This window comes from Desulfosporosinus hippei DSM 8344 (genome assembly GCF_900100785.1).
GTDB lineage: Bacteria > Bacillota > Desulfitobacteriia > Desulfitobacteriales > Desulfitobacteriaceae > Desulfosporosinus > Desulfosporosinus hippei.
Genome location: NZ_FNCP01000023.1, coordinates 58092 through 84034, shown reverse-complemented (window position 1 = coordinate 84034; position 25943 = coordinate 58092). Strand labels below are relative to the sequence as shown.

24 protein-coding genes, 2 pseudogenes and 1 other annotated feature are annotated in these 25943 nt (G+C 41.7%); of the genes and pseudogenes, 18 read left to right on the top strand and 8 right to left on the bottom strand.

From position 1 onward, the window contains the following. Positions 1–257 precede the first annotated feature (257 nt). Together BLS16_RS17430 and BLS16_RS17425 are read left to right on the top strand one after the other, a co-directional pair. Positions 258–851 carry a C1q-like domain-containing protein gene (locus BLS16_RS17430; RefSeq protein ID WP_092334937.1) on the top strand — a complete coding sequence of 198 codons (594 nt, stop codon included), beginning with the start codon at positions 258–260 and terminating at the stop codon, positions 849–851. A gap of 178 nt (positions 852–1029) precedes the next feature. Further along, positions 1030–1401 (top strand): putative quinol monooxygenase, encoded by a 372-nt coding sequence (locus BLS16_RS17425; protein WP_242876345.1) that lies wholly within the window; start codon positions 1030–1032, stop codon positions 1399–1401. 98 nt (positions 1402–1499) lie between these two features. Here the strand turns inward: BLS16_RS17425 and ilvN are convergent, their stop codons facing one another. Beyond that, complete coding sequence (ilvN, locus tag BLS16_RS17420; protein WP_092334936.1) at positions 1500–1997, bottom strand: acetolactate synthase small subunit; 498 nt, start codon at positions 1995–1997, stop codon at positions 1500–1502. A gap of 28 nt (positions 1998–2025) precedes the next feature. Continuing rightward, the gene (ilvB, locus tag BLS16_RS17415) at positions 2026–3753 is read right to left on the bottom strand and encodes a biosynthetic-type acetolactate synthase large subunit (RefSeq protein ID WP_092334935.1); all 1728 of its coding nucleotides are present in this window, start codon (positions 3751–3753) and stop codon (positions 2026–2028) included. 62 nt (positions 3754–3815) lie between these two features. After that, positions 3816–4101, bottom strand: a binding site (T-box leader). Between the two features lie 248 nt (positions 4102–4349). Here ilvB and BLS16_RS17410 point away from each other — a divergent pair. The 6 genes from BLS16_RS17410 to BLS16_RS17385 all read left to right on the top strand — a co-directional run bounded on the left by BLS16_RS17410 (position 4350) and on the right by BLS16_RS17385 (position 8437). After that, positions 4350–4814, top strand: a complete 465-nt coding sequence (locus tag BLS16_RS17410) for a MarR family winged helix-turn-helix transcriptional regulator (RefSeq protein WP_092334934.1) — start codon at positions 4350–4352, stop codon at positions 4812–4814. A gap of 129 nt (positions 4815–4943) precedes the next feature. Next, positions 4944–5702, top strand: coding sequence for a 4Fe-4S binding protein (locus tag BLS16_RS17405; protein WP_092334933.1), 759 nt, complete (start codon positions 4944–4946; stop codon positions 5700–5702). Positions 5703–5848: 146 nt separating this feature from the next. Further along, entirely contained in the window at positions 5849–6274 is a 426-nt protein-coding gene (locus BLS16_RS17400; RefSeq protein ID WP_092334939.1) for a PaaI family thioesterase, read from the top strand. A 207-nt stretch (positions 6275–6481) separates the two neighbouring features. Next, entirely contained in the window at positions 6482–7072 is a 591-nt protein-coding gene (locus tag BLS16_RS17395; RefSeq protein ID WP_092334932.1) for a hypothetical protein, read from the top strand. Positions 7073–7263: 191 nt separating this feature from the next. Then, entirely contained in the window at positions 7264–7560 is a 297-nt protein-coding gene (locus BLS16_RS17390) for an ArsR/SmtB family transcription factor (RefSeq protein ID WP_092334931.1), read from the top strand. 121 nt (positions 7561–7681) lie between these two features. Beyond that, complete coding sequence (locus BLS16_RS17385) at positions 7682–8437, top strand: EFR1 family ferrodoxin (protein WP_092334930.1); 756 nt, start codon at positions 7682–7684, stop codon at positions 8435–8437. Positions 8438–8696: 259 nt separating this feature from the next. On the opposite strand, the gene BLS16_RS17380 is transcribed toward BLS16_RS17385, so the two are convergent. Then, on the bottom strand, positions 8697–10139 hold the full coding sequence (locus BLS16_RS17380) for a 4-hydroxyphenylacetate 3-hydroxylase N-terminal domain-containing protein (RefSeq protein ID WP_092334929.1): 1443 nt from the start codon (positions 10137–10139) through the stop codon (positions 8697–8699). A gap of 591 nt (positions 10140–10730) precedes the next feature. Here BLS16_RS17380 and BLS16_RS17375 point away from each other — a divergent pair. The 6 genes from BLS16_RS17375 to BLS16_RS17350 all read left to right on the top strand — a co-directional run bounded on the left by BLS16_RS17375 (position 10731) and on the right by BLS16_RS17350 (position 16072). Next, a complete protein-coding gene (locus tag BLS16_RS17375) occupies positions 10731–11078 on the top strand; it encodes a DsrE family protein (RefSeq protein WP_092334928.1) in 348 nt (115 codons plus the stop codon). A gap of 251 nt (positions 11079–11329) precedes the next feature. After that, positions 11330–11707 (top strand): nuclear transport factor 2 family protein, encoded by a 378-nt coding sequence (locus tag BLS16_RS17370; protein WP_092334927.1) that lies wholly within the window; start codon positions 11330–11332, stop codon positions 11705–11707. Between the two features lie 271 nt (positions 11708–11978). Continuing rightward, positions 11979–12281 carry a nucleotidyltransferase family protein gene (locus tag BLS16_RS17365; RefSeq protein WP_092334926.1) on the top strand — a complete coding sequence of 101 codons (303 nt, stop codon included), beginning with the start codon at positions 11979–11981 and terminating at the stop codon, positions 12279–12281. 313 nt (positions 12282–12594) lie between these two features. Continuing rightward, entirely contained in the window at positions 12595–14040 is a 1446-nt protein-coding gene (locus BLS16_RS17360) for a DEAD/DEAH box helicase (RefSeq protein ID WP_092334925.1), read from the top strand. 176 nt (positions 14041–14216) lie between these two features. After that, positions 14217–15209, top strand: a complete 993-nt coding sequence (locus BLS16_RS17355) for an NADH:flavin oxidoreductase (RefSeq protein ID WP_092334924.1) — start codon at positions 14217–14219, stop codon at positions 15207–15209. A gap of 14 nt (positions 15210–15223) precedes the next feature. Next, a complete protein-coding gene (locus BLS16_RS17350) occupies positions 15224–16072 on the top strand; it encodes an amidohydrolase family protein (RefSeq protein ID WP_092334923.1) in 849 nt (282 codons plus the stop codon). Between the two features lie 142 nt (positions 16073–16214). Here the strand turns inward: BLS16_RS17350 and BLS16_RS17345 are convergent. Then, positions 16215–16408: pseudogene (locus BLS16_RS17345) on the bottom strand (DUF2922 domain-containing protein). Here BLS16_RS17345 and BLS16_RS24395 point away from each other — a divergent pair. The 4 genes and pseudogenes from BLS16_RS24395 to BLS16_RS17325 all read left to right on the top strand — a co-directional run. Continuing rightward, positions 16392–16499, top strand: a pseudogene (locus BLS16_RS24395) (DUF3102 domain-containing protein); the annotation flags it as partial. The pseudogenes BLS16_RS17345 and BLS16_RS24395 overlap by 17 nt on opposite strands. A gap of 136 nt (positions 16500–16635) precedes the next feature. Continuing rightward, on the top strand, positions 16636–18243 hold the full coding sequence (locus BLS16_RS17340; protein WP_092334922.1) for a hypothetical protein: 1608 nt from the start codon (positions 16636–16638) through the stop codon (positions 18241–18243). Between the two features lie 723 nt (positions 18244–18966). After that, entirely contained in the window at positions 18967–19116 is a 150-nt protein-coding gene (locus tag BLS16_RS24390) for a DUF5316 family protein (RefSeq protein WP_242876344.1), read from the top strand. A 168-nt stretch (positions 19117–19284) separates the two neighbouring features. Further along, a complete protein-coding gene (locus BLS16_RS17325) occupies positions 19285–20781 on the top strand; it encodes a hypothetical protein (RefSeq protein WP_143015548.1) in 1497 nt (498 codons plus the stop codon). A 368-nt stretch (positions 20782–21149) separates the two neighbouring features. Here the strand turns inward: BLS16_RS17325 and BLS16_RS17315 are convergent, their stop codons facing one another. The 4 genes from BLS16_RS17315 to BLS16_RS17300 form a co-directional block, all read right to left on the bottom strand. Further along, on the bottom strand, positions 21150–22049 hold the full coding sequence (locus BLS16_RS17315) for a PLP-dependent cysteine synthase family protein (protein WP_092334918.1): 900 nt from the start codon (positions 22047–22049) through the stop codon (positions 21150–21152). Positions 22050–22313: 264 nt separating this feature from the next. Then, positions 22314–23201: a phosphatase PAP2 family protein gene (locus tag BLS16_RS17310; protein ID WP_092334917.1), complete on the bottom strand. Its 888-nt coding sequence runs from the start codon at positions 23199–23201 to the stop codon at positions 22314–22316. 243 nt (positions 23202–23444) lie between these two features. Beyond that, a complete protein-coding gene (locus BLS16_RS17305) occupies positions 23445–23999 on the bottom strand; it encodes a DoxX family protein (protein ID WP_092334916.1) in 555 nt (184 codons plus the stop codon). Positions 24000–24495: 496 nt separating this feature from the next. Next, complete coding sequence (locus tag BLS16_RS17300) at positions 24496–25881, bottom strand: B12-binding domain-containing radical SAM protein (RefSeq protein WP_092334915.1); 1386 nt, start codon at positions 25879–25881, stop codon at positions 24496–24498. Positions 25882–25943: the final 62 nt, after the last annotated feature.

Sequence of the window (25943 nt, the reverse complement as noted above, 5' to 3'; positions counted from 1 at the left end):
CCGTGTTTTTCTATGTTATTCCGTGTATGCGACAACCCCAGCGGTATCACTTTTCTACCGCTGGGGTTTCTCATGAGCTTAACTTAATGACATTGTATCTGGGGGTAGCATATCAAAAATTACGCAGGTGCTTTGTCTTATATTTATAGATTTGCAGTTTTTTTCTCTAATGCCCTTCCGTAATCTGTAACCATAGAGTGGTCCAACTCATCATGTCCGGCATATATTAATGCAAACGATGAAAGGAGTTCGTTATTATGTTTACAGAGAAAGATGATACACTGCGTAATATTATAAAAAGATTTCAGAATTTGACCCTAAATTCAACCTGTTGTCATAAGAAAATAAAGTGGCTTAGACCATCCGCTTTCAGGGCAGTCAATAACTCTACTCAACAAGGTGTTGCTGCAGACACTCCCGTCGTCCCAGTGATGTATCCAACTCAAGTATTTGACTTGAACAATGAATATGACCCGGTTTGCTCGACCTTTACTCCAAAACAAGATGGAATTTATTCAGTTATTGCCAGTGTTGATTTTTATCCGGAAATTGCTCATGTTAATCATAGAGTGTTAATAACTATCCTGATAAATGGAAATCCTGTCGTTGTTGATAACGATTTTTTTGGTGAAATCACGTTTCGAAATGTGACAAGTGTTTCTGCAATCCTCCAATTAACTGCAGGAGATGCAGTGAATGTCTCTGCTGAAAGTTCCACGAATGGTTTTCTCACGGATATTCCACTAGGTATGCACTTTGAAGCAGCAAGGCTTCCATCTCCACTAATTAACGATCCATCAACTACTATAATAACTTCCGGTTCCAGTATTTTCAGTGGGAGAGATCTTTAAGAATATTCGACCGAATTCGGACTAAGCATATTAACTCGAGCTAAGAATAATTTGCCTATGGTTTATGACCAATAGGCTTTTTATAATATCCTAGTCGCATGTGGCTATGATCAGAAATTAATTGAGAGTCTTGACGGAAGTTCCATTTGATACTTTTGTTTAAAGTGGAGTAAGCAAAATGCAGCGCTACTTTGCAGGAGGAAATTGCCTGAATGTTGAATATAGTTACTGCGTTCCGAGTAAAAACAAAGGAGTGATGGAATTGTTGACCTTAATGGCAACCTTGAAGGTAAAAACCGGCAAAGAGGCTGAAGTGGCCGAAATTTGTGCGCAATTGGCCAAAGAAGTTCTGGCTAAGGAAAAGGACTGTTTGATGTACATACCTCATGTGGTAAAAAATGACCCGACTGAAATTGTCTTCTTTGAAAAATACAAGGATAAGGAGGCCTTCAAAGCCCATGGGAGTTCAGCTTATTTTCAGGCAGCAGCCCAAAAGTTTGAAGAACTTTTGGAGGGTAAGATCCAGGTGAAATTTCTGGAAGAAGTTTAGGTGGCTTCAGGTGAGGACTTGGTAATCTTTGGGTGAGGAACAAAGCCGGCTTTCAATAGTTTCCCGTTCATGCTGCAACGAAGCGAACGACCCTGTAATCACCGCTCAGTGATACTGATAGATTCTATGGCCACACTCCCGCCTCTAACCACTTCAATGCTTTGGAAATCACTGCTCAAGAGTGAAATCAGAGCGTTGTTCTTGCTTTCTGTTTGCACGCATTCCATCAAGACACTTTCTTTATCATAATCTGTGATTGAAACCCCAAAGACCTCGGCAATTCTGAACAATTCATCCAGATCCCCTTTAGAACATTTTCTGACTTTAACAAAGAGCAATTCCTTCATATGAATGGGAGTATTGGTAAAATCGACAACCTTGATGACTTCTACACAGCGATTTAATTGCTTTTTAATCTGTTCAAAGGTCTCATCGTCACTGATTAATCTTATGGTCATTCTGGAAACAGTTTCATCCTCGGTCATGCCCACTGTGAGACTTTCTAAATTATAGGCTTTGCCGGAAAACAGGCCTGAAATCTTGGCCAATACTCCGATATCATTTTCCACAAAAAGTGAAAGCCAGCGCTTTTCCATGTTTTTTTCCTCCTTAGTATTCTAATACTTAATGTTCTAAAATCATCTCATACAATGGTTTGCCGCCTTGGACCATGGGCAGAACCAGATCGTCCTTGTCAATGATAAATTCGATGATCGTAGGAGCATGGGTGTTTTCTAAGGCCTGTTGGAAGGCAGACGCAATTTCCCCTTCTGTGGTCACCCGGATACCTTCCGCTCCGTAAGCTTTAGCCAAGGCCACAAAATCCGGTGAATAGGGAGGACATTGTTCACTTGTACCGCTGCATTTTCTGGGGCATGATTTCCTGCGTCTGGTACAGATACTTGAATAATTCTTCTCGAAAAAGAGGGTTTGCACCTGTCTTACCATGCCTAAAGAACTGTTGTTAAACAGGCAGATAATCACAGGAAGCTCCTCCGCCACAGCAGTAGCCAGCTCTTGAATGTTCATCTGCATTCCCCCGTCACCGGAAATACAAATCACCGTTTTATCCTCATTACCCAGTTTGGCACCTAGGGCAGCAGGGAAACCATAGCCCATTGTTCCCATACCCCCTGAAGTTAAGAGCTGCATATTGCTGTTTAACTCTAAAAACTGAATGGTCCACATTTGGTGTTGTCCCACGTCCGTCACGACGATGGCGTCTTGGCAGGTTTCATTGATATGGTCAATGACTTTTTTGGCTGTCAGCCCGTTGTTACTCTGCATAGTAAGGGGGTGGGCCGCTTGCCAGCTTAAAAGCTGCTGCAGCCATTCCGTTGTCTCATGCTCGTTTACATAGTTAAGCATAGCTGTAATGGCTTCTTTGGCGTCGGCGACAATGGGTATATCCACCTTAATATTCTTGGAGATGGCGGCTGAATCAATATCGATATGCACGATTTTAGCATTGCGGGCAAATTCACTGATTTTACTTGTAACCCGATCACTAAATCTTGTTCCGATGGAAAAGAGCAGATCACATTCCGTAACGGCCATATTGGCGGCATAATTGCCATGCATGCCTACGTTGCCGAGATAGTAGGGATGTTTTGTGTCAATACTGCCTTTGCCCATCATGGTGGTCACCACAGGAATCTTGGTCAGTTCCACCAGCTTGGTTAGTTCAGCCTGGGCCCCGGCGATATTGACGCCTCCGCCAATCAGGAAAATCGGTTTTTGGGAAGTATTTAATAAATCTACCGCCTTTTTAAGCTGTCCGATGTGGACTTTTGTACTTGGCTTGTACCCCCGGATATTCACCTTGTCCGGATATTCATCACTGCCTAACTCCACCATAACGTTCTTAGGCAAATCAACTAAGACCGGACCGGGTTTCCCGGTTCTGGCAATATAGAAAGCTTCTTTGAGTATTCTGCCTAGATTCTTGCGATCGTTAACAATAACTCCATGTTTACAAATATTTCTGGTGATCCCGACGATGTCGGCCTCCTGAAAGGCATCGTCGCCAATCAGACTGGAGGCAACCTGCCCTGACAAGCAAACCAGCGGCACACTGTCATAGTAAGCCGTTGCAATTCCGGTGACCATGTTTGCTGCGCCCGGACCGCCGGTAACCAGGCAGACTCCCACTTTACCTGTCGAACGTGCATAACCGTCTGCCTCATGAACCAGGGCCTGCTCATGGCGCGGCAAGACAACTTTAATGTCATCATGGTGATAGAGTTCGTCGAAAATATCCGTTACCAGCCCGCCCGGATAGCCAAAGATTGTATCTACTCCTTCTTCCTGTAACGCTTTTACCAATAAACTGGTGCCTCTGATTTGTTCCATAGTCTTGTCTCCTCCTTAAAATTTTAAAGGAAATAAAAAACCCTAAGCTAAATTTTACTTTAGCTTAGGGCGAATTTACTTCCGTGTTACCACCTAAATTCAGAGGAAAAACCTCTGCACTCTGTCAGTACGGAAAACATGTATGGTCCTGAATAAAATCAGCACGACTACTGTGATCGATACCGCTTTCCTTGTAACGGTGGAAACTCCGTTGAAGTCTACTAAAGATTTCTCTCGTTCGGTTCACTGCTCAAAGGCTACTTCCATACTTCCTCCATGAAGATTCGCACCAACCATCTTCTCTCTTAAATATCGGGAGTATGTACTTCTCCTAATCATTGCATTGCAATTTGCTTTTGTTTGGTCAGTATATCAAGGATCTTAGCCGATGTCAATATCAGGATAATGATTTGCAGAACAGTTATATAACACAATTTAACGCTATTTATTCATAACCCGGTTCATAAGGCGTATAGAACACATTTCCCCGCACATTGTGCAGCTGTCCTGTGTATTGAAATTATCAAATAAATCTTGATTATATCTAATATGTGTATATACTTATATTAACATAAAATGCTAAAGAGGGACTTTAAATGCACGATGAAACTACAAGGGAAGACTTAAAAAAAATGTCCAGGATAACGGGCAAGACTTGTGTCTGCTTCAACTTGCGCAAGGCCTCTAGGCTTTTGAGCCTGGTCTATGACCAAGCGCTAAAGCCAACAGGAATAAAAGCAACGCAGTTTTCTTTAATGATGGCCGTTGCCGGGAATCGTGGTATACCGATTGGGAAGCTGGCTCGTCCCCTTGGAATGGATCGGTCCACCTTAAGTCGTAATGCTAAAATTTTAGAAAACAAAGGGTTACTAGAAATAGAAGAGGGGGAGGATCGCCGAGAACAGATATTTAACCTTACTGAAGAGGGAATTTCATTGCTGCAAGAGGCTATACCCATGTGGGAGGGAGTTCAATTAGAGCTGGCTGAGAAAATGGGCAATGAACGTTTGACTGTACTTTTGAACGACCTGCAGGATTTAGGGCGCGAAACCAAACTCTAAAATTTTTTTACACAATTACGTGTATATACACACAATGAGTTAAAGTTATTATAAAGGAAAAGTGCTTAAGAATTGCTAATGAACATAATATATTGGGTCAATTTCCTAATGTGAAAGGAGTATGGAATCATGGAGAAAGAGATTCGCGAGTTTACTTTAAGCATAGGTGTTGATGATGTAGGATTTGCCAATGCGTTTGATTACAACAGCCCAAAATCTTATGAGATCACGAAGTTTCTACCTGATGCAAAATCTATAATAGTTTTAGCATTTAAAGTCTTATCAAGTTGCGAAAGTCCAAGTTTAAGTATTGCCCTTAATGGCTATTTAGATTTGGAGCAGTTCGCAAGGAACGCAAGCTATCGAGTTGCTAGGTTTCTGGAGAACAAATTCAGGGCAAAAGTAGCTAATATTCCATGGACAGCCCCGTTTGAGATCCATAATGACAGAAGGGCTATTGCCGACTTTTCTCATCGTCATGCAGCTGTTGCTGCTGGGCTGGGGTCTTTTGGTCGCCACAACCTAGTAATTCACCCTCAGTTCGGTACCCGAGTTAATTTTGTTAGTATCATTACCAACCTTGATTTGCATCCTTCGCCAAGATCTAACGAGGATTTCTGTATTCATTGTAATCTTTGTGTTGAAAATTGCCCAGGAAAAGCTTTGGATATAGAGGGAAAAACCGACTTGATGAAATGTATGCCGCATTCACTTCCATACGGAGTGAGGACTGAGATAATGTTCTGGAACCAGCTTTTTGGAGCTTCGACTGAAGAGAAAAAGAAAATGCTTATGAGTGAAGAGTATCAAAGAATACGTGAATCGCATCATTTAGGTAATCAGTATCAATGCTTTAATTGTATGAAGTCATGTCCTGTCGGCCAGTAATGATGAATATCGTAAAGGAGACGCGAAATCGTCAATTAAATTGAGTGTTCAACCGTCCGAATAATACTCATGCACAATAGTGGGCTGAAAATGGGAGTTGGAGGACCAAGGTGCTAATTAAAAAAACACAAAAGGAGAGCCGAACAATGACAGAAAAAATTAGGAGAAAATTCGGGGACATGCCCATTCCCCCAATTGCCCGCCTGATAGGGTTTAATATTGTAGAAGTTGGTGTGGGTCAGGCAGTGATGGAGCTTGAAGCCGGAACGAAGCACACTAATCCCATGGGTACTCTTCACGGAGGAGTAATTTGCGATGTTGCTGATGCTGCTATGGGTGCGGCTTATTATTCCACGCTCGGGGAAGATGAATCATTTACAACATTAGAGTTGAAAATAAATTTTATGAAGCCAGTATGGAAGGGGTTAATAAGAGCCGAAGCCAAGGTTATTAAGATGGGAAAGACAATCGGTCTGTTACAGTGTGAGGTAACTGACAGTGAAAATGGTCTGGTCGCCTTTGTTACAAGTACCTGCATGACTTTACGTGGAGAGTCTGCCGAGGGGAGATAGCTTGTTTAGTGGAATGGTTGCAGGTAACCATCGAACCTGAGGTTTCTAGAATAGAAGAGGGGGAGGATCGCCGAGAACAGATAGTTAACTCAATGGGGTGAGGATTATGCCCCCCCCCTCGGGTATTAAAAATAATATATAAGAAGGAAATAGGAGGTAAGATGTGGAATGGAAGTTGATATATTAATCAGGTAAGAGGTAAATTAAATGAATATGCTTTTAAGGGAATTTAAATTATTCATAGGGTCATCAATCTTTGTTTGGGTTTATCTAATAATCCTTTTACTTGGGGGAGTAACAAGAATTGCTGAGGCAGCATGTGGAATTTTGCTTGTGAGTATTTTTTTATTCCCATTAATAATTATCTGGGGAATAATAGTACCGGTAGGGAATATTTACTTTCACTTAAAGAAAAAGAAGGCCATACATAAAGGCAGAATTGTAGTTTTCTTTACTTTATCTTGGGTATTATTTAATTTTGCCTATAATGGTATCATAACTGGCTACCAAACTTATGAAGAAATATATGTTTTTGGAGGAGTCGAGGGGCATAAAAGTCTTGAAGATAAACTAAAAACTTATATTAATAAGAATTATGAGAATGTAGATGACATATATTATTCAACTAAATCTGCTCTATTTGTTCCACAGAATGAGAGCCAAATGAAAGGAGATAATGTACCCATGGTTATTGCGAATTTCCAGATAAAAGACAAGGGTACTGGATGTGTAACTGTTGAATATGTAAATTATAAATGGCAGGAACCTGATGAAAGATATTATTCATTTAATAAATAAGTAGGAAGGTCAGATCATTCGAGGTCTGGCCTGAATTGTTTCCAAAAGCAAAAATATAACCATGATAGAGGAAGGTAACAGAAGCTTCTATGTGTTCAGAAGTAAATAGAGTTATTGACAGGACCATTTAGAAAAGCTACAATTAATTCGATAGTTATCGAATCGTTATAGTATGAGTATGGAGTTGGAATATGGACACGAAAAAAGCGGCAAAGATATTTAAGGCACTATCCAATCCCAATAGGCTGGAATTGTATTTTCAAATCGCCAAGATGCACGAGTCTAGTTTTCCGGCCGATTCGGAATGCTTTGTTACGGATATCATCAGCTCGTTGAATATCGGGGCTCCGACTATTTCACATCATATCAAAGAATTAGTAAATGCTGATTTAGTTAGAACGGAGAAAAAAGGAAAATTTTTGATCTGTAAAGTCAATGAAGAGTTGATTGAGGAAGTTACTAAGTTGTTGTCATTACAGCAGCAATAATTCAGCCTGGCTTCAAGAGTGCATGACGATTCGATAGTTATAAAACTATAAAAGTGTTTTAGGCATTGAAGCGTTTGAATTCCATTGAACAAACGAAAGATAAAACTGATGGAGGTATATTATGAAAGTGTTTTATTTTACGGCTACTGGCAACAGTTTAGATGTTGCCAAAAGGTTCGGAGGAGAAATGTATTCCATACCAAAGGTTTTAAAAGGTGATCAATTTCATTTTGAAGACGAAACGATAGGCCTTGTATTTCCCTGCTACGGCTTTGCAACTCCAAAGATTGTCCGGGAATTTATTGAGAAGATCACCCTTAAGAGCCCTTATATTTTTGTCATCATGACCTATGGAAATAAGCTTGCCGGCGGTGTTAATTCGTTTGTACGGTATGCTGAGGAAAAAAATATTCATGTTCAATATGCTGACGGTTTGCTCATGATTGATAACTATTTACCATTTTTTAATATTGAGAAGCAAAAGATGAAAGAGAAATATACTGAAGAAAATCTGAGCCGTTTGTTAAATGATGTTAAGCAAAAGAAACGATTTATCAGGAATGAGTCATTCACAGATTCAATGTTGACCAAAGCCATTCAGTATTTATACAAAAGACACCCAAACTTTAATTCCGATAAAGATTTTACTGTCGGGAATAACTGCAATCAATGTGGAACGTGTGTCAAGGTTTGCCCGCGTAACAATATAAAACTTCATGAGCTTAAACCAGCATATGGGGGGGACTGCGAATTTTGTCTTGCGTGTATAAACCTTTGTCCGCAAAAGGCAATCCGATTAAAAAAAGAAAGCAATCCAAATGCGCGTTATCTGAATGGAAATATTACATTAAAAGAAATTATCACGGCTAATAATTAAATAAGGATATTCCATATGGGGTGTTGAAATCTGAGGCTATGGTGATGGGGGCAGGGCGTAACCTGCCTGATCTAAAGGGGAAAACCCATTGTGATTTCCGCCATTTGAAGATAACTCGCCTTCTCAGTCAGGCCATATAGCAATGAAAACCCACTAGATACTATGGTGTTAGCTAGTGGGTTTTGTTTTTATCCCTGATTTTCCGCGGAGTTGAGCCTGTATTTAAGACGGTGTTGCCCCACATCGAGCTCTTTTGCCTTTATTCTTCTCTTAAACCTGCTAGACTTCTGGCAAGGTTCTTTTTCTCTTCGAAGTTAGTAAGGGCATATAAAGCCATTTTTTGCGCCATGGGGGAACCGGCGCCATGCCAAGTACCTGCACCATGCAGGCCGGCACACCAGTTTTGAATAAACTTGGAGATTCGGAGGCGTTGTTCGGCCGGCGCTGAGGCTTTCATGAACTTGCGGACATAATGGGCTGTTTCCGGATTTTCCAATTCCAGCTCTGAAGGCATGGTTACTGCCATCCCGCCGCCAATGTCTCCGGCCCATTTCAAGATATCCCAAAAACCGTCGGCAATGGTAAGTTTGGCTGCGTTGCCAAAGATGTCATCCGGCTGAAAAAAGCCGGAGCCGGCGGGTTCCTCATGTCCTTTCAGCGCTGCGGCGATAGTACAGGCCCGAGCGGTTTCATTGATTCGAATCATGTCGGTCATCTTTTCCACAATATGAGGTGCCTTTTGAACCCCGGAGTACTCTGCGGCAAGTTGGGTGGCACCGATGATCAGGTCCGCAAAACCTACTTTACAGGCACCGCCGCAGTTCATGCGATGTGTCTTGGCAAACCGAGCGACTAATCGTCCGGAATACTTTGTTTCACCGCACATGAAAACATGTTCCCAAGGTATAAATACGTTGTCGAAGACCATGATGCAAGTCTCCCTTTGCCCGTAAAGGGGATTGCCCAGATATTTCACGTCAGGGGAAAGTTCTCTTTCAGCGGTGAAGGGAGTGTACTGACAAATGTAGGTTAATCCTTCGGTTCCGTTGGGTACGGCAAAGGCAACGGCAAAGTCCTCTTCTCCTTGCCGCATGCCCATAGTGGGGATTACTAAGGTCTCGTGAGAGCCGATAGCTCCACTCTGGCTAACCTTTGCTCCCCGTACCACGATGCCGTCTTCTCTTTTTTCCACGACGTGAACGTAGACGTCGGGATCCTCCTGTTCCACAGGCCGTTTAGTTCGGTCGCCTTTAGCGTCGGTAACCCCTCCGCTCACTGCCAGGTCGTTTTCCTGGAGGTATTTAAGATGATTGAGCAGGCGGCTGTGATAATTTGTGCCTAACTCCTTGTCCATTTCCCAAGTGATACCGGCTAAAGCGTTCAATACATCCGCCCCCACGCAGCGATAATTACAAGTTCCTAGCATTTGGCTGGTTAGGGTGGCCATTTCTGACCTTTTTTCTAAATCGGCGGTGCTGGAGGAGATGTGCAAATTTCGGCTTACCTTTTCACCTGAATATGCTGAAATGACAGTCATAATGTCTGCGTATTTCGGATCTTCAGCCAGTTCGTAAACCCTGGCGTTAGCACGAAGAACGGTCAAGGCAGTGGAATTTTCATGAAGGTTGACCTGCTTACCGCCAAGAAAGATCCTTGGGTTATAAGCCTTCATACTCTCAAGGTATTCAGTTGCTGTTTTCATAATTAACCTCCTTTTTTAATGAAGCAGGTATAGAAGTAATAACACGATGTACTAACTTAATATTCAAAATATTCTACAAAGATTCTCGAACCCCTTTTTCTTAATGTTATAAATAGTAAATTGCGTTATTAATGCAATGTGTTTTTCCAAAAAGGTAAACAAGTACACACCCGAAGGGAGAAAACTCATTCATTAACAAATCAAAAATATGCAACCAGGTCACACAAGGTAAAGCTGAAGGAAGGTGAAAAAATACAGCAAATCCGGCGACATTGGGAAGATTGTTGCTTCTGCCTGCGCCTTGGGAAAGACTGTAATTCTGATTGATTTTTGAAATATCAAATCTTTTATTCTAACGACTTGAACAGTATAATAACGTATAAGCTGGGCTTAAGCACAGTCGGAGAAGACCGTTCCTGACAAACCAAATAGCAGGAAGCAGGTGTATCGGGCAGTAAAACGAATTAGTGACTAATATCCGCAACCCGCAATCACGCGAATGAAGCCTTTGGTGGCAGTTACTGCCTGTCGCTGCTGTTCTCTATTAAATATCCCTGAATCTCATAATAAGTTTAAGGAGGCGTTGCAGGTATGAATTTACCCAATAAGTTGGTCGTGATCTGGACTAGTGGGGATAGGGAAGTTGCTATCCGAATGGCCTTAATGTATACCCTCAATTCAAAACTCAACGAATGGTGGGATGAGGTATCTCTGATCGTTTGGGGGCCTTCGGCCAAACTTCTCACCGAAGATCAGCAATTGCAGGAATACGCGGCGAAAATAAAACAGGCCGGGGTGGAGGTTTTGGCCTGCAAGGCTTGCGCCGATAGTTATGGAGTGTCGCAAGTTTTGGAGAATATGGGCATAAACGTTCTGTATACAGGTCAAGTGCTGACAAATTTCCTGAAAGACGAAACTACGAAGGTTCTTACGGTCTGATTTCCTGCTCTGTGGGAACTTATTTCGCTAATTTTATCTTTAGAAATATCTTTAATACCAGCCAAAGAAGCCAAAGTGTACTTACATAAAGAAGTTAAGAAATCGTTGCATAATTCAAGCGGCATGAGAGTTAAATAACACGAAACCTCAACCTTAGGAGAATACATAATTTCCTGAGGTTTTCTTTTAAGCCAAAGCCTGCGAGGAGTAAACTATATTGGTTTTTTTATGATGAAAGGTGGGCATAGAAAATGGAAGTATCACTCTACCAACAAATATATAATTTAGAAGAGAGGCTGTTACAACCTGAGATTCGTGGATCTAGAGAGGAAATTTCTGTGCTTCTAGCTGACGATTTTGTTGAATTTGGAGTTTCTGGGCGCATATTCGATAAATTACAAGTTGTCGAGGAATTACCTCATTCTGCTGCAGTTCCAATGATTATTGAGGATTTTCAAGTGAAAGTCTTAGCTCCGGGTGCAGTACTAGCAACCTATCGGGCAGTTAAGACCAGCGAATCTAGAGAAGAAATGAGGAATTCATTAAGAAGTTCAATTTGGAAGTTCATCGATGGCAGGTGGCAAATGGTCTTTCATCAAGGAACCAGAACAATGGAGTACTGCAAGTGACATTATGAGAAGTAATAAATTGAAGGCCCATGTACTTGGGTATGACGATTTAAATTGAGTCAGAGGTGGACAAAGTGCATTATTTTACTAAAGAATGGTATGAATTGGAGACTAGTGCTCACTCGGAGTTAGAAGAAGGATAAGTATCATCCCTTTGTCTGGTAGATTAATGTGCCATAATATTCCATTTTTTACTGATTATTTTGACTAGATTTATGCTATAATATTGTAAATAGTGCATTGGTAATATAATTCAAAGGAGGTAAGAGCAATGTCCGCTAAAAAGGTTACGATAGAAGAAATCAAAGCTATTGTCGAACCGATCGCACGGAAATACGGTGTTGAACGGGTGTTTCTATTTGGCTCTTATGCTCGTGGAGATGTTACAGAAAATAGTGATGTGGATTTACGAGTGGATAAGGGGTCTCTTAAAGGGATGTTTGCTTTATGTGGGCTGTATACCGAAATTGAAGAGGCTTTACAGATAAAAGTTGATGTTCTGACAACGGGAAGTCTAGAAGATGATTTTCTGCGTAAAATCCAGAATGAGGAAGTGCTTTTGTATGCAGAATAACCGAAACGATGATGTACATACCTAAGGTGACATTATGGAAAGGTTAACATAATAGATGAGATATTCGTGCGTGCAGACATCTACAGCCGTTTTCTGAGATGTAATGTGCGCTTTTTGTTATGTTGACGCTAATTTTAATTATTCTTTGCTTCCATTATTATTCACTGCTCTAAAACTGGTGAAAAGCTAAGCATAAATTTGCTTAAATATGGTTTTGCATTATAATTTAGTTTGGGTTTTCCCTAAATATTTGATACTCTTATACTCTGAAAGCCTGAATCAGGAATTGTAATTATGAAAGAGAGACCTCTAAATGAACAAGGGTAATTTTAACGACTTTCAATTAAGTAGTGAATTATTAAAAGCCATTAGCTTACTAAATTTCATCAGTCCCAGCAAAGTCCAGGAGCAAGTGATCCCAGCAGTTTTGGCACAAAAGGATATTATCGTCAAGTCCCAGACCGGAAGCGGAAAGACGGCGGCCTTTGCTATCCCTATTTGTGAATTAGTGGATTGGGAACAGAATAAACCGCAGGCATTAGTGCTTACCCCTACCAGAGAACTCGCAGTTCAGGTCAAAGAAGATCTGTTTCATATCGGCAGATTTAGAAGAATAAAAGTAGCAGCAGTTTTTGGTAAGTACCCTTTTCATGTTCAAGAAAAGGAACTTAAACAAAAAAACCATGTTGTGGTTGGAACCCCGGGTCGCTTGATCGATCATCTCGAAAGAGGGACCTTGGATATATCGAATATAAAATACCTGGTCATTGATGAAGCCGATGAAATGCTGAATATGGGCTTTATCGAGCAAATCGAAAGGATCATTGCCAACTTGTCCCATGAACGGGTGACCGTTTTATTGTCAGCGACAATGCCCCAAGACATCAATGTTTTATGCAGTAAGATTATGAGAAATCCCATCCGCGTGGAAATCGAAGAACAGAATCCGGCGGCGGATCGGATCGCTCAGGAAAGATATCTTGTCGATCAGACAGACAAGATGAAGCTTCTTCGAGATCTAACGATGGTTGAAAACCCGGACAGTTGTATGATCTTTTGCAATACTAAGCAAACCGTCGATGAAGTTTACACTGAACTCGTAAAGCTGGACTATTCTTGTGATAAACTTCATGGTGGAATGGAACAACGAGATCGATTGAATGTCATGAAGGATTTTAAACAAGGATATTTCAGATATCTATGTGCGACAGATGTTGCCTCAAGAGGTCTGGATATCGAGGACATTACCTTGGTCATCAATTATGACATCCCCTACGACCGAGAAAGCTATGTTCATCGGATCGGAAGAACTGGCCGAGTCAACAAACTGGGTAAAGCCATAACCTTTGTTACCAAAAATGAGGATAAGTTTTTAAAGGAAATCCACGACTACATCGGCAAAGAGATTCTTCTAAAGGAAAGACCGGAAGAAGCAAGGGTGCATGAGTCGAAACAGGATTTTATGGCGAAAAACAATACCTTACCAGAAATCAAGGAAACAAAAGGTGTGCAGTTGAGCACTGAAATCATGAAGATCCATGTGAATGCCGGGAAGAAAACAAAGATGAGACCCGTCGACATTGTGGGCACGCTTTGCAGTATTGAGGGCATAACCCCGGCAGATATCGGAATCATCAATATCCTGGATGTATCAACCTTTGTTGAAATCTTAAACAATAAGGGTGAGTTGGTGCTGCAGAATCTGCAGAACACTCCGATCAAGGGCCGGCTTCGGAAGGTAAGCAAAGCAGACCGGTAAACTCAAGAACTAGGTGCTTTAATGCAGGCGAATTAATGAACACTACTCATTCATATTAATTCCCGTTGCAGTGGGGAATATTAAAAAATGTATCAATCGTATTATTGTATACGAGATCAGATAGGACAGGCTTTCTCGATGGGAAAAACGTTTAAAATTTAAGGAGGTTTCCTTTGATGGCTCATTTACTAGATACATTGCAAGCGGGCTCGTTGACCCTGCATAATCGTCTGATTATGCCTCCCATGGCCACTGCCAAGTCTGAAGCGGACGGTGGTGTAAGCAAGGCGGTCCTCGACTATTATCAAGAAAAATCGAAGGGCGGCTATTTCTCGCTCATTATAGTTGAACATAGCTTCGTAAGTCCCGAAGGTAAAGCTAGCAAGAATCAACTCTGTGTCGCTAATGATCATCTGGTGGAAGGATTACGTAGTTTAGCCCAGGTTATTCACAGCAATGGTTCAAAAGCTGTGATGCAAATTAATCACGCTGGAAGCGCCACCACTCAGGAAGTCATCGGAGAGATTCCGGTCGCTCCCTCTCCGGTTCCTCATCCTTGGAATGGAAATATCCCTAAAGAGCTTAGCAAACAGGAAATTACCGATATCGTCCAAGCCTTTCAGGATGCTGCCCGTCGTGTAAAGGAAGCAGGCTTTGACGGAGTGGAGATCCATTCTGCCCACGGCTACCTACTTAACCAATTTTTCTCCCCCTTGAGCAACAAGCGAACCGATGAGTATGGTGGAACGATTCATAATCGCCTTCGCCTCCATTTGCAGATTATCGAAGCAGTCAAAGCTGTTGTGGGCAATGATTTCCCACTACTCCTACGGTTAGGCTCTTGCGATTATCAGGAAGGCGGCATCACGATTGAAGATAGCCAGATAGCGGCTAAAGAATTCGAGAAAGCAGGCATCACCATTCTCGATATTTCCGGTAGTTTCTTAGGTTATAAATCTCCGGGGAGTTCTGAGCAAGGCTATTTCTCCCCTCTGACAGAAGCGATTAAAAAGGTTGTATCCATCCCTGTCATTCTAACTGGCGGCATTAATGAACCCCAAGCGGCTGAGAAATTGCTGGCAGCAGAAAAGGCTGACCTCATCGGCGTCGGTCGCGCGGTACTACAGGATTCCCAATGGGCGAAACAGGCAATTGAAACATTGCGATGAGGGGGGATGGTATTTTGAAAATCATTGATGCCCATTTGCATTTTTCATGTCGCCCTGGATTTAATGAAACGGCGAAAAATATATCACAAGTGGAATTTAGTGCTCAAGGGCTAAGACAAGAGTTTGAAGAAGCAGGTGTTGTAGCTGGAATCATCATGTCAACCCCCAGTCGGGAGCCCAACCAACCTTCGGGAAGTCCGGAAGAATTTGTTTTGGCAGATGGGACTGTAGAAGGTTTACTTTCTTGTGTAGGCGTCAATCCTGAAAGGCTTAAGGAAGATGATAAAGAACTTGATTATATTGAAGGAGAACTTAAAAAAAGGGGAGTGACAGGGATTAAACTCTATCCCGGTTATTTTCCATATTACGTGTATGATTCGATTTATGATCCTATCTATGAGCTTGCTCGCAAATACCAAGTTCCCGTGGCGATTCATTGTGGGGATACACAATCCCCAAAAGGGCTTTTAAAATTTTCCCATCCGTTAACGATTGATGAGTTAGCTGTAAAACAAGAGGACGTTACGTTTGTAATCTGTCATATGGGCGTCCCGTGGATGATTGATGCAGCAGAGGTCACCGCCAAGAATCATAATGTTTACACAGACTTATCCGGACTCATCGCAGGGAATAAAGAGCACGTGATGAAAATCAAAGATAAAAGGCTTTACGTCGAGTATATACAACAAGCCTTAGTCATTTCGAATTGCTATAATAAAGTTCTGTTTGGATCAGATTGGCCACTTGTACCTATTAAACCTTATGTAGAATTTATCAAGCATGTTATACCGGAAGAGTATCACGAAGCTGTATTTTATCGAAATGTGCTTACGGTTTATCCCAAACTTAATGAAATTTTGTAAGGGAATGCTACATTTTGCGAAAGGCTTAACAAACAGCCGTTAAGCGCGAAGTTCGCAAGGGTGGTATATGAAAACAGGGAAGGAGGTGCCTAAAGAACTGAGTGCAGTTCGAAAGGCACCTCCTTTGCTGTGGTTAAATTGCTTACGTCACCGGCGGATCGTAGAGATCGTTAGTGGTCATGTCAACCACTCTGATATCTCGTATCGTGGCCAGTTCACCCTGGGGCTGTTAAGAATATTCTTGGTTATGACCGTTTCCATCGCTGTCTGAGCCTCAGACAGTGTCAAGTTATCCCTGGGCTGTTGAACGGAAATAACGAAGGAGACGTATATCATTTATAAGAACAAAGTTTACGATCTTTTGAATGTGTGGCTCAAGGACGAGACGTGGAGCAGGCTAGCTTGCCCAGGCGCAGATACGCAGTAAGGGATGGTAAGTGGCAAAGGGGGACAAGTTTTATCTTTTTGTATGGAAAAATATGCTATAATTGTTTCGACAGGTTGTCTAGGGACGGTCAGCCACACCATAAAGCCTGAGATGACAAAGGAAAGGAACAGATACTATGAAAAATTCAAAGGGAAACATCATTACAGCGATTATTTGGGTTGTACTTATCTTAATCTCATATTATTTTCTGCTTGTGCCTATTAACATCCAATCAGTGGGTTTTTGGGCATACTTTTGCATAATGCTTCTTTTGGGTGCCGGATTATTTCTTTTGCCCCAAGTAGCAGTTAACGGAAAAAAGATTACCTTAAAGAAGGAGCTGCAAGTATGGTCTTATCTGCTCAGGGCGTCAATGCTTATAATAGCAGCCGTCGGAATAATGGCAATTTACTCTATGCCATTATTCCATGCTCACCGATACGCAACTTTAATTGATAAGCAGGAAGGGAATTTTGCAGAAGATGTTGCAGAAATAGCCTTTAATCAAGTCCCAACCGTTGATAGAGATACCGCCCAAAGACTGGGAGACAGAAAAATGGGTGAGATTGTTGAATTGGTCTCGCAGTTTAGTGTTGCTTCGGATTATACGCAAATCAATTACCAGGGAAAGCCGGTTAGAGTGTCCCCCTTGGAATATGCCGGGTTCTTTAAATGGCTCAATAATAAGCAAGCCGGACTTCCAAATTATATTATGGTCGATATGATTAACGGAAAAGTAACTCTGGAAAAACCGAAACAGGCTATCATGTATTCAGAAAGCGAACGATTTGGAAGAAATGTAGAACGATACTTAAGATTAAATTATATGAACGATATTTTCGGGAACTTTAGCTTTGAAGTTGATGAAGAAGGTACACCATATTGGATTATAGCCGTGCTTGAAAAGAAAATTGGTCTTTTCGGCGGTACTGATGTAAAAGAAGTGATTATGTTAAATGCTTCAACAGGAGAGCATCAAAAAATAGGCATAGAAGAGGTTCCAACCTGGGTGGATACGGTCTTTGAGTCTGAACTTGTGATAGAACAAGTTAATTACAATGGTAAATATCAAGGCGGTTTTTGGAATTCAATCGTTGGACAACGAGGTGTGCTTGCTTCAACAGATGGATACAACTATCTAGCCATTAATGATGATGTGTATTTGTATACAGGAATAACCTCTGTAGTGCGTGATGAATCAAATATTGGGTTTATCCTAGTCAATCTGCGAACAAAAGCTATGACATTTTACAGTATACCGTCAGCCGAAGAATATTCCGCTATGGAGAGCGCTCAAGGTGCAGTACAAGAGAAAGGGTACGTCTCGACGTTTCCGCTTCTTTTAAATATCAACGGCAAGCCAACCTATTTCATGTCTTTAAAAGATAACGCAGGGCTTATTAAGATGTATGCGTTAGTAGATGCTGAGGATTATCAAAAGGTAATCATAGGTGTTACTGTAGAAGCAACCTTTGAAATGTTTACGAATAAGGGTACTGCAACAACCGAAAAAGTTTCAGAACTCAAAGAACAGTTTGAAGTAATAGCGAAGATTACAGATATTCAAAATCTCGTTATCGAAGGAAATACTTATTACTATATCTTGTTAGAAGGACAGGAGGATGTCTTTACTGCAAATATCACCCAATCAGAAAGATTACCCTTCTTAAAAATCGGTGATACGATCAGTGTAAAATATGTAGAAGAAAAAGAAACAGTCAATAGTATCGTGAAGCTGCTTTAGTAATCAAATTTAGATGAGTCAGGGGGACCACTCCCACTTGAAGTGGGAGTCTTGAAAACTTGATAAAATGCGGTGATTATTGACAAGAATTCAAAAGCACAAGCAAACGATCCGTATGAACGGGTTGGATGCTTGTGCTTATTCAAATATATAAGGGGAGAAGTTGAATTGCTCAAAGAATTCCAGGTGAAGGAAATCTTTTGGCAGTAGCCTTTTTAAACATAAATCACATTCTCTTGAAGGGGATAGCCGTGCTAAATTTTTTATTGTAGAAATTTTACATAATTTATATAATGAGTTAAAAGTGTGAGATGGTGAGAGTATGAAGAAAATTTCCCTTAATAAGATTTTTAGAATACTAATGATTATCTTAAGCATTTTAGTCTTATTTATTGTTAGTAATTTGGCTCTTATGTACTATGTGTTGGTCATACAGGATGCTCCGCCTCCGCCAACTGAATCGAATATAAAAGAAATGAAGGAGCTTTTAGTTTTCTGGATAGTTTTAGTTGTAGAAAATAGTTTTTTGATCCTATTCACTAAAAATAAAGAGTTTGTTGAATAGAGCCTTAATTCGAGGAGTGATGGGGTTATGCGTTCATTTTTGTCAGGCTTAGTTGTTGGAGTTGTTAGCTTAATCATGTCGATCTTTTTAAACGAAACTGACAAGATTTCTATGCCTTACTAGTAATTGGATTTATTCCTATTTTGATAGCTGGTTTTATGTCTGGAGCCTATGTTAGCGGTGATAGAGTCAGAGGTAATTATACTGATCCTAAAGATTTTTATGAACGCTCAAGGAGGTCAACCAATTTATTTGTATTTGGGTTACCTTGCGTGTTGTCGGCAATAGTGATTTCCTTATTGTTATGATCACGAACAAGAAATAACCGCCCCTGCTAAGAGAACAGTTAAGCGAAGTAGATTCTCCTTGACAACTCCAGACTATTGCAGTAGTATAAACCAAAACTATTGCAATAGTCTGGAGTTGTTTTCTTGAACAATATCGAAATAATTCTGGATTGTGAGGGAGATGACTGTTTGAAAAGGAAGATACAATTAGTTCTTATCCTTGGCTTGCTTTGTGCCTTGTTATGGTCATCGTTAGGGTTCAGCAAGCCTGGACTTAGTACAGGTAAGAATGATCCAGAGAATACTGATGAAGGCTTACCGATGGCAGGGCTGCATTTGCATAATGATTTTAATAACGAAAATAATTGGCTTACCATCAGCGGAATATCAACAAATTATGTCAAGTTGGAAGATATAAACCCTAGCATGGTTCCTGAGATAAAGATGGATCTAAACATTGATTCTTTGGGCGGTTTGATTGTCAGAGAAACAAACAACGGGTTACTCTGCGGTTATAAAGTAAATCTTGCAACGAGTTTGGTTAATGAAAATAATTCTAAAAGCTGGCCTAAAATATTGAAGCTGGATCTTGAAGGCAACGTTGTCTGGGACAAAGTTTACATGTATCCGACAATCTCGGGAGAGATCAATAATCTGCAGGTTTTTCCTGATGGAAGTTATATCTTTTCAGTTCAGACATCCCCCCGTTACAGTGATCAGGGCATGATTTGCGAAAAAAGTATCCTTGTAAAATGTGATAAGAATGGAGAAGAACTTTGGCAACGGGAGTTTGACGATGATCTAGGGGATATGCTGCGGTATCTTTTTATCACAGAGAAGGAAGAAATCCTGGCGGTAGGAAAGTGGTCGGGTGAAAACGGGAAACAGACGAGGGGCGGAGAATTCGATATTGTCGTTACGAAACTGGCTAAAGATGGTCAGGTCATACAGCAAAAAGGGTTTGGGGGCAGCGGTTTTGAAAATCTTGACGGTGCAAAATATGACAAGGATCTGGGAATGATCATCAATGGCCACACGACATCACAAAATGGAGATTTCGGACTGCCTGAAGGACAAAAGTTTGCTGATTTTGTTGCTAGGATCGCTGTAAACCTTTCCTTGGAATGGGTAGTCAAGACTAACGAAAACGAACACTTTGTCTATAATCAACTTGGCCTTGCTGACGGTTATATCTATGTTCTTGGCGACAAGGGGTGCAGCGTCGTTGAAGGTACTCTTGTCAGCGGATTTCTAATAAAGCTTGATGAAAATGGAAACAGAGTATGGTTGAAATCCGACCTTCATAAGGGGTTGTGGGGGTGTGTCTTATCTTTGCTTCCAAATAACAATATTATTATTGCGGCAGGACAACAAAATCAAGGCAGTATCTTGGTTGTTGATTATAATGGTCAGGAAGAGAAAAGAATGAATGATATAAAATACGCGGCAGGGAAGATCAGGCCCACGTCGGACGGCGGTTACATAGTTACTGCTGTCAGGGAAATAAAATGTATACCTCAACCTGCGTATGTCTCTTCCATTTGGTATGATACTGAGCTTGTAGTGATCAAATATAAGCATGATAACACTATTGAATGGCGAAAAACTTATGATAAGTACAAAGATGAAAAGGGTTTGGATTTTGTGTTTCCTTTAGCTAATGGTAAGGTTATTGTCGAAGGTTGAATAAGAAGATTAATGATACTAATAACCACTATGCCCCACACCTTGCTGATCCGGTGTGGGGCATAGTGGTTATTCATTCGAGATTAAAGGGCAAAGTACTGCAACTAGCTCGGACAAACCAGGGTATGATAAAACCTTATGGCTAACACTACCGGATAACCAATCTTACGAATCTCCGATCACATTTCAAATTCATGATTATCCAAGTCGGATTACGGGCGAGTTTGATATTAGAATTAAATAGTTGAGGGGATGCATCTCATGATTGCATTTGCGACACTCATTGTTATCAGGCCGCCTCATACTCGAGGCGGCCAGCGGATGATATTCGCTCTATATGCTGTAGAAGGACAGGAGGATGATATTTATTAACCTGGTGGATTGAACAAACTTGTACTGAGATATTTTTCACCGCCATCAGAGAAGAGGACTACCACAAAGCCTTCTTTAATATCCTTGATGCATTCCAGGGCCGCAAGCATAGCGGCCCCACTGCTCATACCCACAAAAATCCCTTCCTGTAATACGATGTTCCTGCACATGGCAAAGGCTGCTTCAGATTCAATCATTATCGTCCGATCAATTTTCGTTGGATCGTAGATCTCTGGGACAATTGCCTCCTCCATATTTTTGAGGCCTTGAATGTAGTGGCCGAGAACAGGGTGAGCCTCCACGATCTGAATACTGGGGTTTCTATTTTTTAGTCCCATTCCTACACCCATGATGGTCCCAGATGTACCAAGTGCCGAGACAAAATGGGTGACCTTTCCCTGGGTATCCTCCCAGATTTCATTGGCTGTAGTATAATAATGGGCCAGCTTGTTGAATTCATTGGAAAATTGATTCGGCATAAAATACTTATCAGGATTATTGCGGCAGAGTTCCTTAGTTTTCCTAATCGCTCCGTCAGTTCCCTGGGAAGCCTCTGTAAGGATAATCTTTGCGCCAAAAGCTTCTATCATTTTACGACGCTCAATGGAAACAGACTCGCTCATGACTATTTCCACGGAATACCCTTTTACTGCGCCTGTCATGGCTAGGCCAATTCCGGTATTACCGGAGGTGGGTTCAATGATAATTTTATCTCGAGTTAAGGCACCGCTTTCCTCTGCTTGCTCAATCATTTTTAAGGCAATGCGGTCTTTGATACTACCGGTTGGGTTAAAACTCTCCAGCTTTGCGTAGAGCTGAACATCCGGATTGGGGTTTAGCTTGTTGATTCTGACTAGAGGAGTATGTCCAATAGTGTCAAGAATATTGTTGAACATGTACTTCATCCTTCCAGTTTATTACCAATTAATATAGTACACATCTGCAGCAGGCAGGAATGAGAAAAGAAGTACAATATCCCTTCTTTAAGCTCATACACCATTATATAATGGGACAGGAGAGTATTGTGAACGCGATGAAAAAAAACTTAAATAGCTATGGACTACTCTCGTGGCATGTTTTCTGATGGCCGCCTTCATTACGACTATACGGGTTTCTCCAAAAACAAAGAGGAGAAGGTACCTTCCTGATAAGTAAAGAGACTAAATTTGGCTGTTAACTTTATCGGCAGCATCATAGGGTTTTGCGGCGAACATTTTATTAAACAGCAAGGGAGCGGCAACGGTTATCCAAAATCCTATGATAAGATAGCGTATGTAATCTGATGTAAGGGTTTCGCCTAGTACTTCCTTGACAATAATCTTAAGGGCAATCAGTACGGTCATACCAAGAATAAACTTAATAACCTGCTGCCAGATCAGGCCCTTTGCTTCATAATGTATGTACCGGGAATCCAGCAGGTATCCGATGATAAAGCTGGAGAAGGTTCCGGCGATTTTGTAATAGTCATTGGTGCGTACAAAAATCATACCCAGCAGCATTGGAATAAACAGGATTAGTAGCAGTGCCTTCCGGTTTGTCCTCTCGGCATAGCTGAATACAAAATTGGCAGCATATACCCAGGCAAAACCTGCAACTGCCCCGATCGCTACATCCAGAAGTGTATGGACTCCCAGATAGAGCCTGGACATAGCCATAAGGATCACCAGTATGATCCCTGCAGCATAGATCCATTTTCTTCGGAATGCTGATGCTGCGGCTGTGCTTAAGGCCGATATGCCCTGAGTATGACCGCTGGGGAAGGAATAGCCTGTGGCTGTTTCTGGTCTTATAGGGATAATGCTTTTATCCAATACAAAAGGTCTTGGTATTTTAAAAGCCTCTTTCAAAGAAAAATTGAATATCCAGGATGTCAGGTAGGCAAAGCCAATCACGTAACCGGACTTTTTATTTACACACCACAATATAAGGCATAAAACCGCAATAGCAAAATAGTCCTCACCCAATACGGTAATGGATGTAAACACCTGGTCTAGCACAGGATTTCTGATAGACTGAATCCACTTAAGCATTTCCAGTAAATATTCCATTGATTGATACCCCCTTTTTGCACAATTGTTCTTTTTCTTACTATAAAGTAAATTTCCAAACAACTACACCCCCGACGGGTGGGGCTATCCCGTCGCGGGGTGTAGTTGTTTTGAGCTTAGGAATACATATAGTAGGATGATCTCAATGGTTGAGGCGATGTATTTCATGATTGCATTTGCAACACTCGTTGTTTTGACATAAAGAAGAAATAACCGCCCCGCCAAGAATTGTCTGAATTTTACTCAGGTGGTTGATAGTTCCCCCTTGCCTTGGCTTAATAATTCCTTATTTTGTTTGTATTTCAGGAAGCCTCCTACTCCCAGGAGTTCGGCATAGGGAGCAAATTTTAAAAATGCTAAGTTAGTCCAAATATAGCCGAAATTATTAAATGACCCACCGGCTAGGAACTGTACATTCATAAACATTGCTAAAAGAGCAAACCAGAATATCCGGAATCCCAGAATCATTGATAAACCCACTAAGAGTTCAAAAATTACGACTAAGGTATCTGTCACTCCTGGCATACTTAGAAAGATATTTTGCGCTAGCCAAGAAAATCCTTTGTTAATGTAAAGCGGATCAAAGTTGGTAACCTTTGGACCTGCTATATTAGTAATGAGAGTTTCAATTTTTCCGGCTGAATTTAGTTTGCCATCAGAAAACCAAGCTAACTTGTGCGAAGCAGATTCTACCCAAGCCCATCCATAGATTAATCTTGTTACTGTGAAGATGATCACCAATAAAGCAACTTTCCGATCCTTAAACTGTGTCTTTACTGTTTCAATATAAGATGTCATAAAATCCCCTCCTCAAATAATTTTAATAGATTCTTTTACACCTGGTTAAAGCTTAAGAAGAATAGAACCTTATGTATAAACAAATGGTGAAGTGTGTAATTATTATATTATAATTATTATAAGGTAAATGTTAATACAAGTAAAGAAGAATTTTATAATTTTGAATATTTAATGGTCTTGAATAATTCAGGACAGAATACAAGAGTGCGAACCCATGAAGATAGCAGCGCTCGCTACCAGAACCGTCTGGCTTGTCGGCAATGCCCTAATCGTTGAGCATTATAAAAAAAACCAGAGCATTTAATCGCTCTGGATTACATATGGCCATTTTTATTTCTCGCAAAAGCTGCTTAGATTATTTGATTTTAACCCCGCTCTCGCACTGTGTGCATTTTCACCTGCTTTTTGGTCTTCCAACTTTGGAGGCCTGACCTAATCAGTAAGTTTATTAGATTCTCTAAAATTTTAATAGGATTAAATCCAAATCAGACTTGACTCATCTGATTCTCTCCCCACGGAGCAAGGCCTGGAGGTCAGCAAGCCCTACTTTACACCCATCGGCTAGTTGTAAGGCTGTCCGCTTGACCATTACATATCCCTGAACTGCTTTCCACGTAAAGCCCACGGCCGGTTCATCAAACTTGTAATCACACATCCACGGCTTGGGTTTGGTCAGGCGTCCCTCTTTCTCGAACAGGCGTTCCAGAGGAGTCCCAACCCCGGCTTCGATCTTACTATAGTTGAAAGCTTCGGGGTTACCAACCGAGCGTAGAAACTCCCCATTTTGCATAAGTTCATTGAAAGATAGCGTCGGATCAAACGGGATATACCCGATTTTAGCCGGCAGGCCCCACTCTTTTAGCTTGAGCAAAGCCTGGCGGTTTTGCTCGACTGTCGTTCCTTTGCCGTAGCGGTCGAGAATACGCTGAACGCCTGACTCGATGCCCATGCGAACCTCTACGCACCCGACGTCACGCAAAGCCTTGAAAAGGTCTTCCTCCACGTTGTCTACCCGGCACTCTATCGAAAACTTTATACGCAGATCACGCCGCCGCAATTCCTCGATAAAATCCCAGGCCCTCCGAACCCCCACCTCACCGCGGCCGAAGAAGTTATCGTCTAAAAAATCAAGATGGCTCACCTTGTAACGCCGCTGCAGTTCCTCGATCTCGTCGACGACGTTGCCGGCGCTGCGTGGGCGCCACTTTGGCCCGGGCGATTTAGCATTCATTGCAGCTGGACAGCAAAAGATACAGTGCCCATCGCACCCTCTGGAGGAGATAGCCATTGGCAGTCGGCCCCATCTGAGGATATGTGGTAGCGTATCCCGAGCCGGGAAAGGCAGCGCATCGAGATCCTCTATGAGAGGGCGAGGTCCGTTGGCCCTAACAGTGTCGCCATCCCGATAATGCAGGCCGAGTATCTTAGTTAAAAAATCTCCGGAGGGTCTCAGAGAGCCGTAGGAGTTGAGGGCCTCCAGCAGCTCCGGCAGCGTTTCCTCGCCCTCCCCCACCATGAGGCTATCCAGGCCTGGAACTAATCCTAGAATATCAGACTCCATCAACGTAGCGACTGGCCCGCCCGCTGTAATATGTCCTGTGTAGCCTCCGCGACGCAGACGCTCCACCAGGTCGATCACATATGGCATGTTGACTTGGAGCAGACGAAAGCCGACCAGATCTGGCTTTTGGTCCCGAACGCATTTGAGCGTTGCGGACACACCGAGCCGGAAAAGTGACGCATCAAGAATGGTGACCTGGTATCCTAACTGCCTGAGAACGGCAGCCAAGTAACCGAGACCGAGATTTTCGCTGTGAGGTTCCCAAAGCCGGAGATCCGCAGGTGGGTTGATGAGCATGATTTTTCGGAATGCAACGTGCATAGTAGTCCTCCTTATTTCATTTTGAACCCTTATTTTTTTACCTAGCACTATTCGTACCTTCG

Coding starts and splice junctions, on each gene's coding strand:
- BLS16_RS17395 (WP_092334932.1), top strand. CDS start 6,482: ATGAATATGCTTTTAAGGGAATTTAAATTATTCATAGGGTCATCAATC.
- BLS16_RS17390 (WP_092334931.1), top strand. CDS start 7,264: ATGGACACGAAAAAAGCGGCAAAGATATTTAAGGCACTATCCAATCCC.
- BLS16_RS17405 (WP_092334933.1), top strand. CDS start 4,944: ATGGAGAAAGAGATTCGCGAGTTTACTTTAAGCATAGGTGTTGATGAT.
- BLS16_RS17300 (WP_092334915.1), bottom strand. CDS start 25,881: ATGCACGTTGCATTCCGAAAAATCATGCTCATCAACCCACCTGCGGAT.
- BLS16_RS17360 (WP_092334925.1), top strand. CDS start 12,595: ATGAACAAGGGTAATTTTAACGACTTTCAATTAAGTAGTGAATTATTA.
- BLS16_RS17375 (WP_092334928.1), top strand. CDS start 10,731: ATGAATTTACCCAATAAGTTGGTCGTGATCTGGACTAGTGGGGATAGG.
- BLS16_RS17310 (WP_092334917.1), bottom strand. CDS start 23,201: ATGGAATATTTACTGGAAATGCTTAAGTGGATTCAGTCTATCAGAAAT.
- BLS16_RS17315 (WP_092334918.1), bottom strand. CDS start 22,049: ATGTTCAACAATATTCTTGACACTATTGGACATACTCCTCTAGTCAGA.
- BLS16_RS17355 (WP_092334924.1), top strand. CDS start 14,217: ATGGCTCATTTACTAGATACATTGCAAGCGGGCTCGTTGACCCTGCAT.
- BLS16_RS17430 (WP_092334937.1), top strand. CDS start 258: ATGTTTACAGAGAAAGATGATACACTGCGTAATATTATAAAAAGATTT.
- BLS16_RS17370 (WP_092334927.1), top strand. CDS start 11,330: ATGGAAGTATCACTCTACCAACAAATATATAATTTAGAAGAGAGGCTG.
- ilvN (WP_092334936.1), bottom strand. CDS start 1,997: ATGGAAAAGCGCTGGCTTTCACTTTTTGTGGAAAATGATATCGGAGTA.
- BLS16_RS17410 (WP_092334934.1), top strand. CDS start 4,350: ATGCACGATGAAACTACAAGGGAAGACTTAAAAAAAATGTCCAGGATA.
- BLS16_RS17425 (WP_242876345.1), top strand. CDS start 1,030: ATGCAGCGCTACTTTGCAGGAGGAAATTGCCTGAATGTTGAATATAGT.
- BLS16_RS17380 (WP_092334929.1), bottom strand. CDS start 10,139: ATGAAAACAGCAACTGAATACCTTGAGAGTATGAAGGCTTATAACCCA.
- BLS16_RS17385 (WP_092334930.1), top strand. CDS start 7,682: ATGAAAGTGTTTTATTTTACGGCTACTGGCAACAGTTTAGATGTTGCC.
- BLS16_RS17365 (WP_092334926.1), top strand. CDS start 11,979: ATGTCCGCTAAAAAGGTTACGATAGAAGAAATCAAAGCTATTGTCGAA.
- BLS16_RS17400 (WP_092334939.1), top strand. CDS start 5,849: ATGACAGAAAAAATTAGGAGAAAATTCGGGGACATGCCCATTCCCCCA.
- BLS16_RS17305 (WP_092334916.1), bottom strand. CDS start 23,999: ATGACATCTTATATTGAAACAGTAAAGACACAGTTTAAGGATCGGAAA.
- BLS16_RS17340 (WP_092334922.1), top strand. CDS start 16,636: ATGAAAAATTCAAAGGGAAACATCATTACAGCGATTATTTGGGTTGTA.
- ilvB (WP_092334935.1), bottom strand. CDS start 3,753: ATGGAACAAATCAGAGGCACCAGTTTATTGGTAAAAGCGTTACAGGAA.
- BLS16_RS24390 (WP_242876344.1), top strand. CDS start 18,967: ATGTCTGGAGCCTATGTTAGCGGTGATAGAGTCAGAGGTAATTATACT.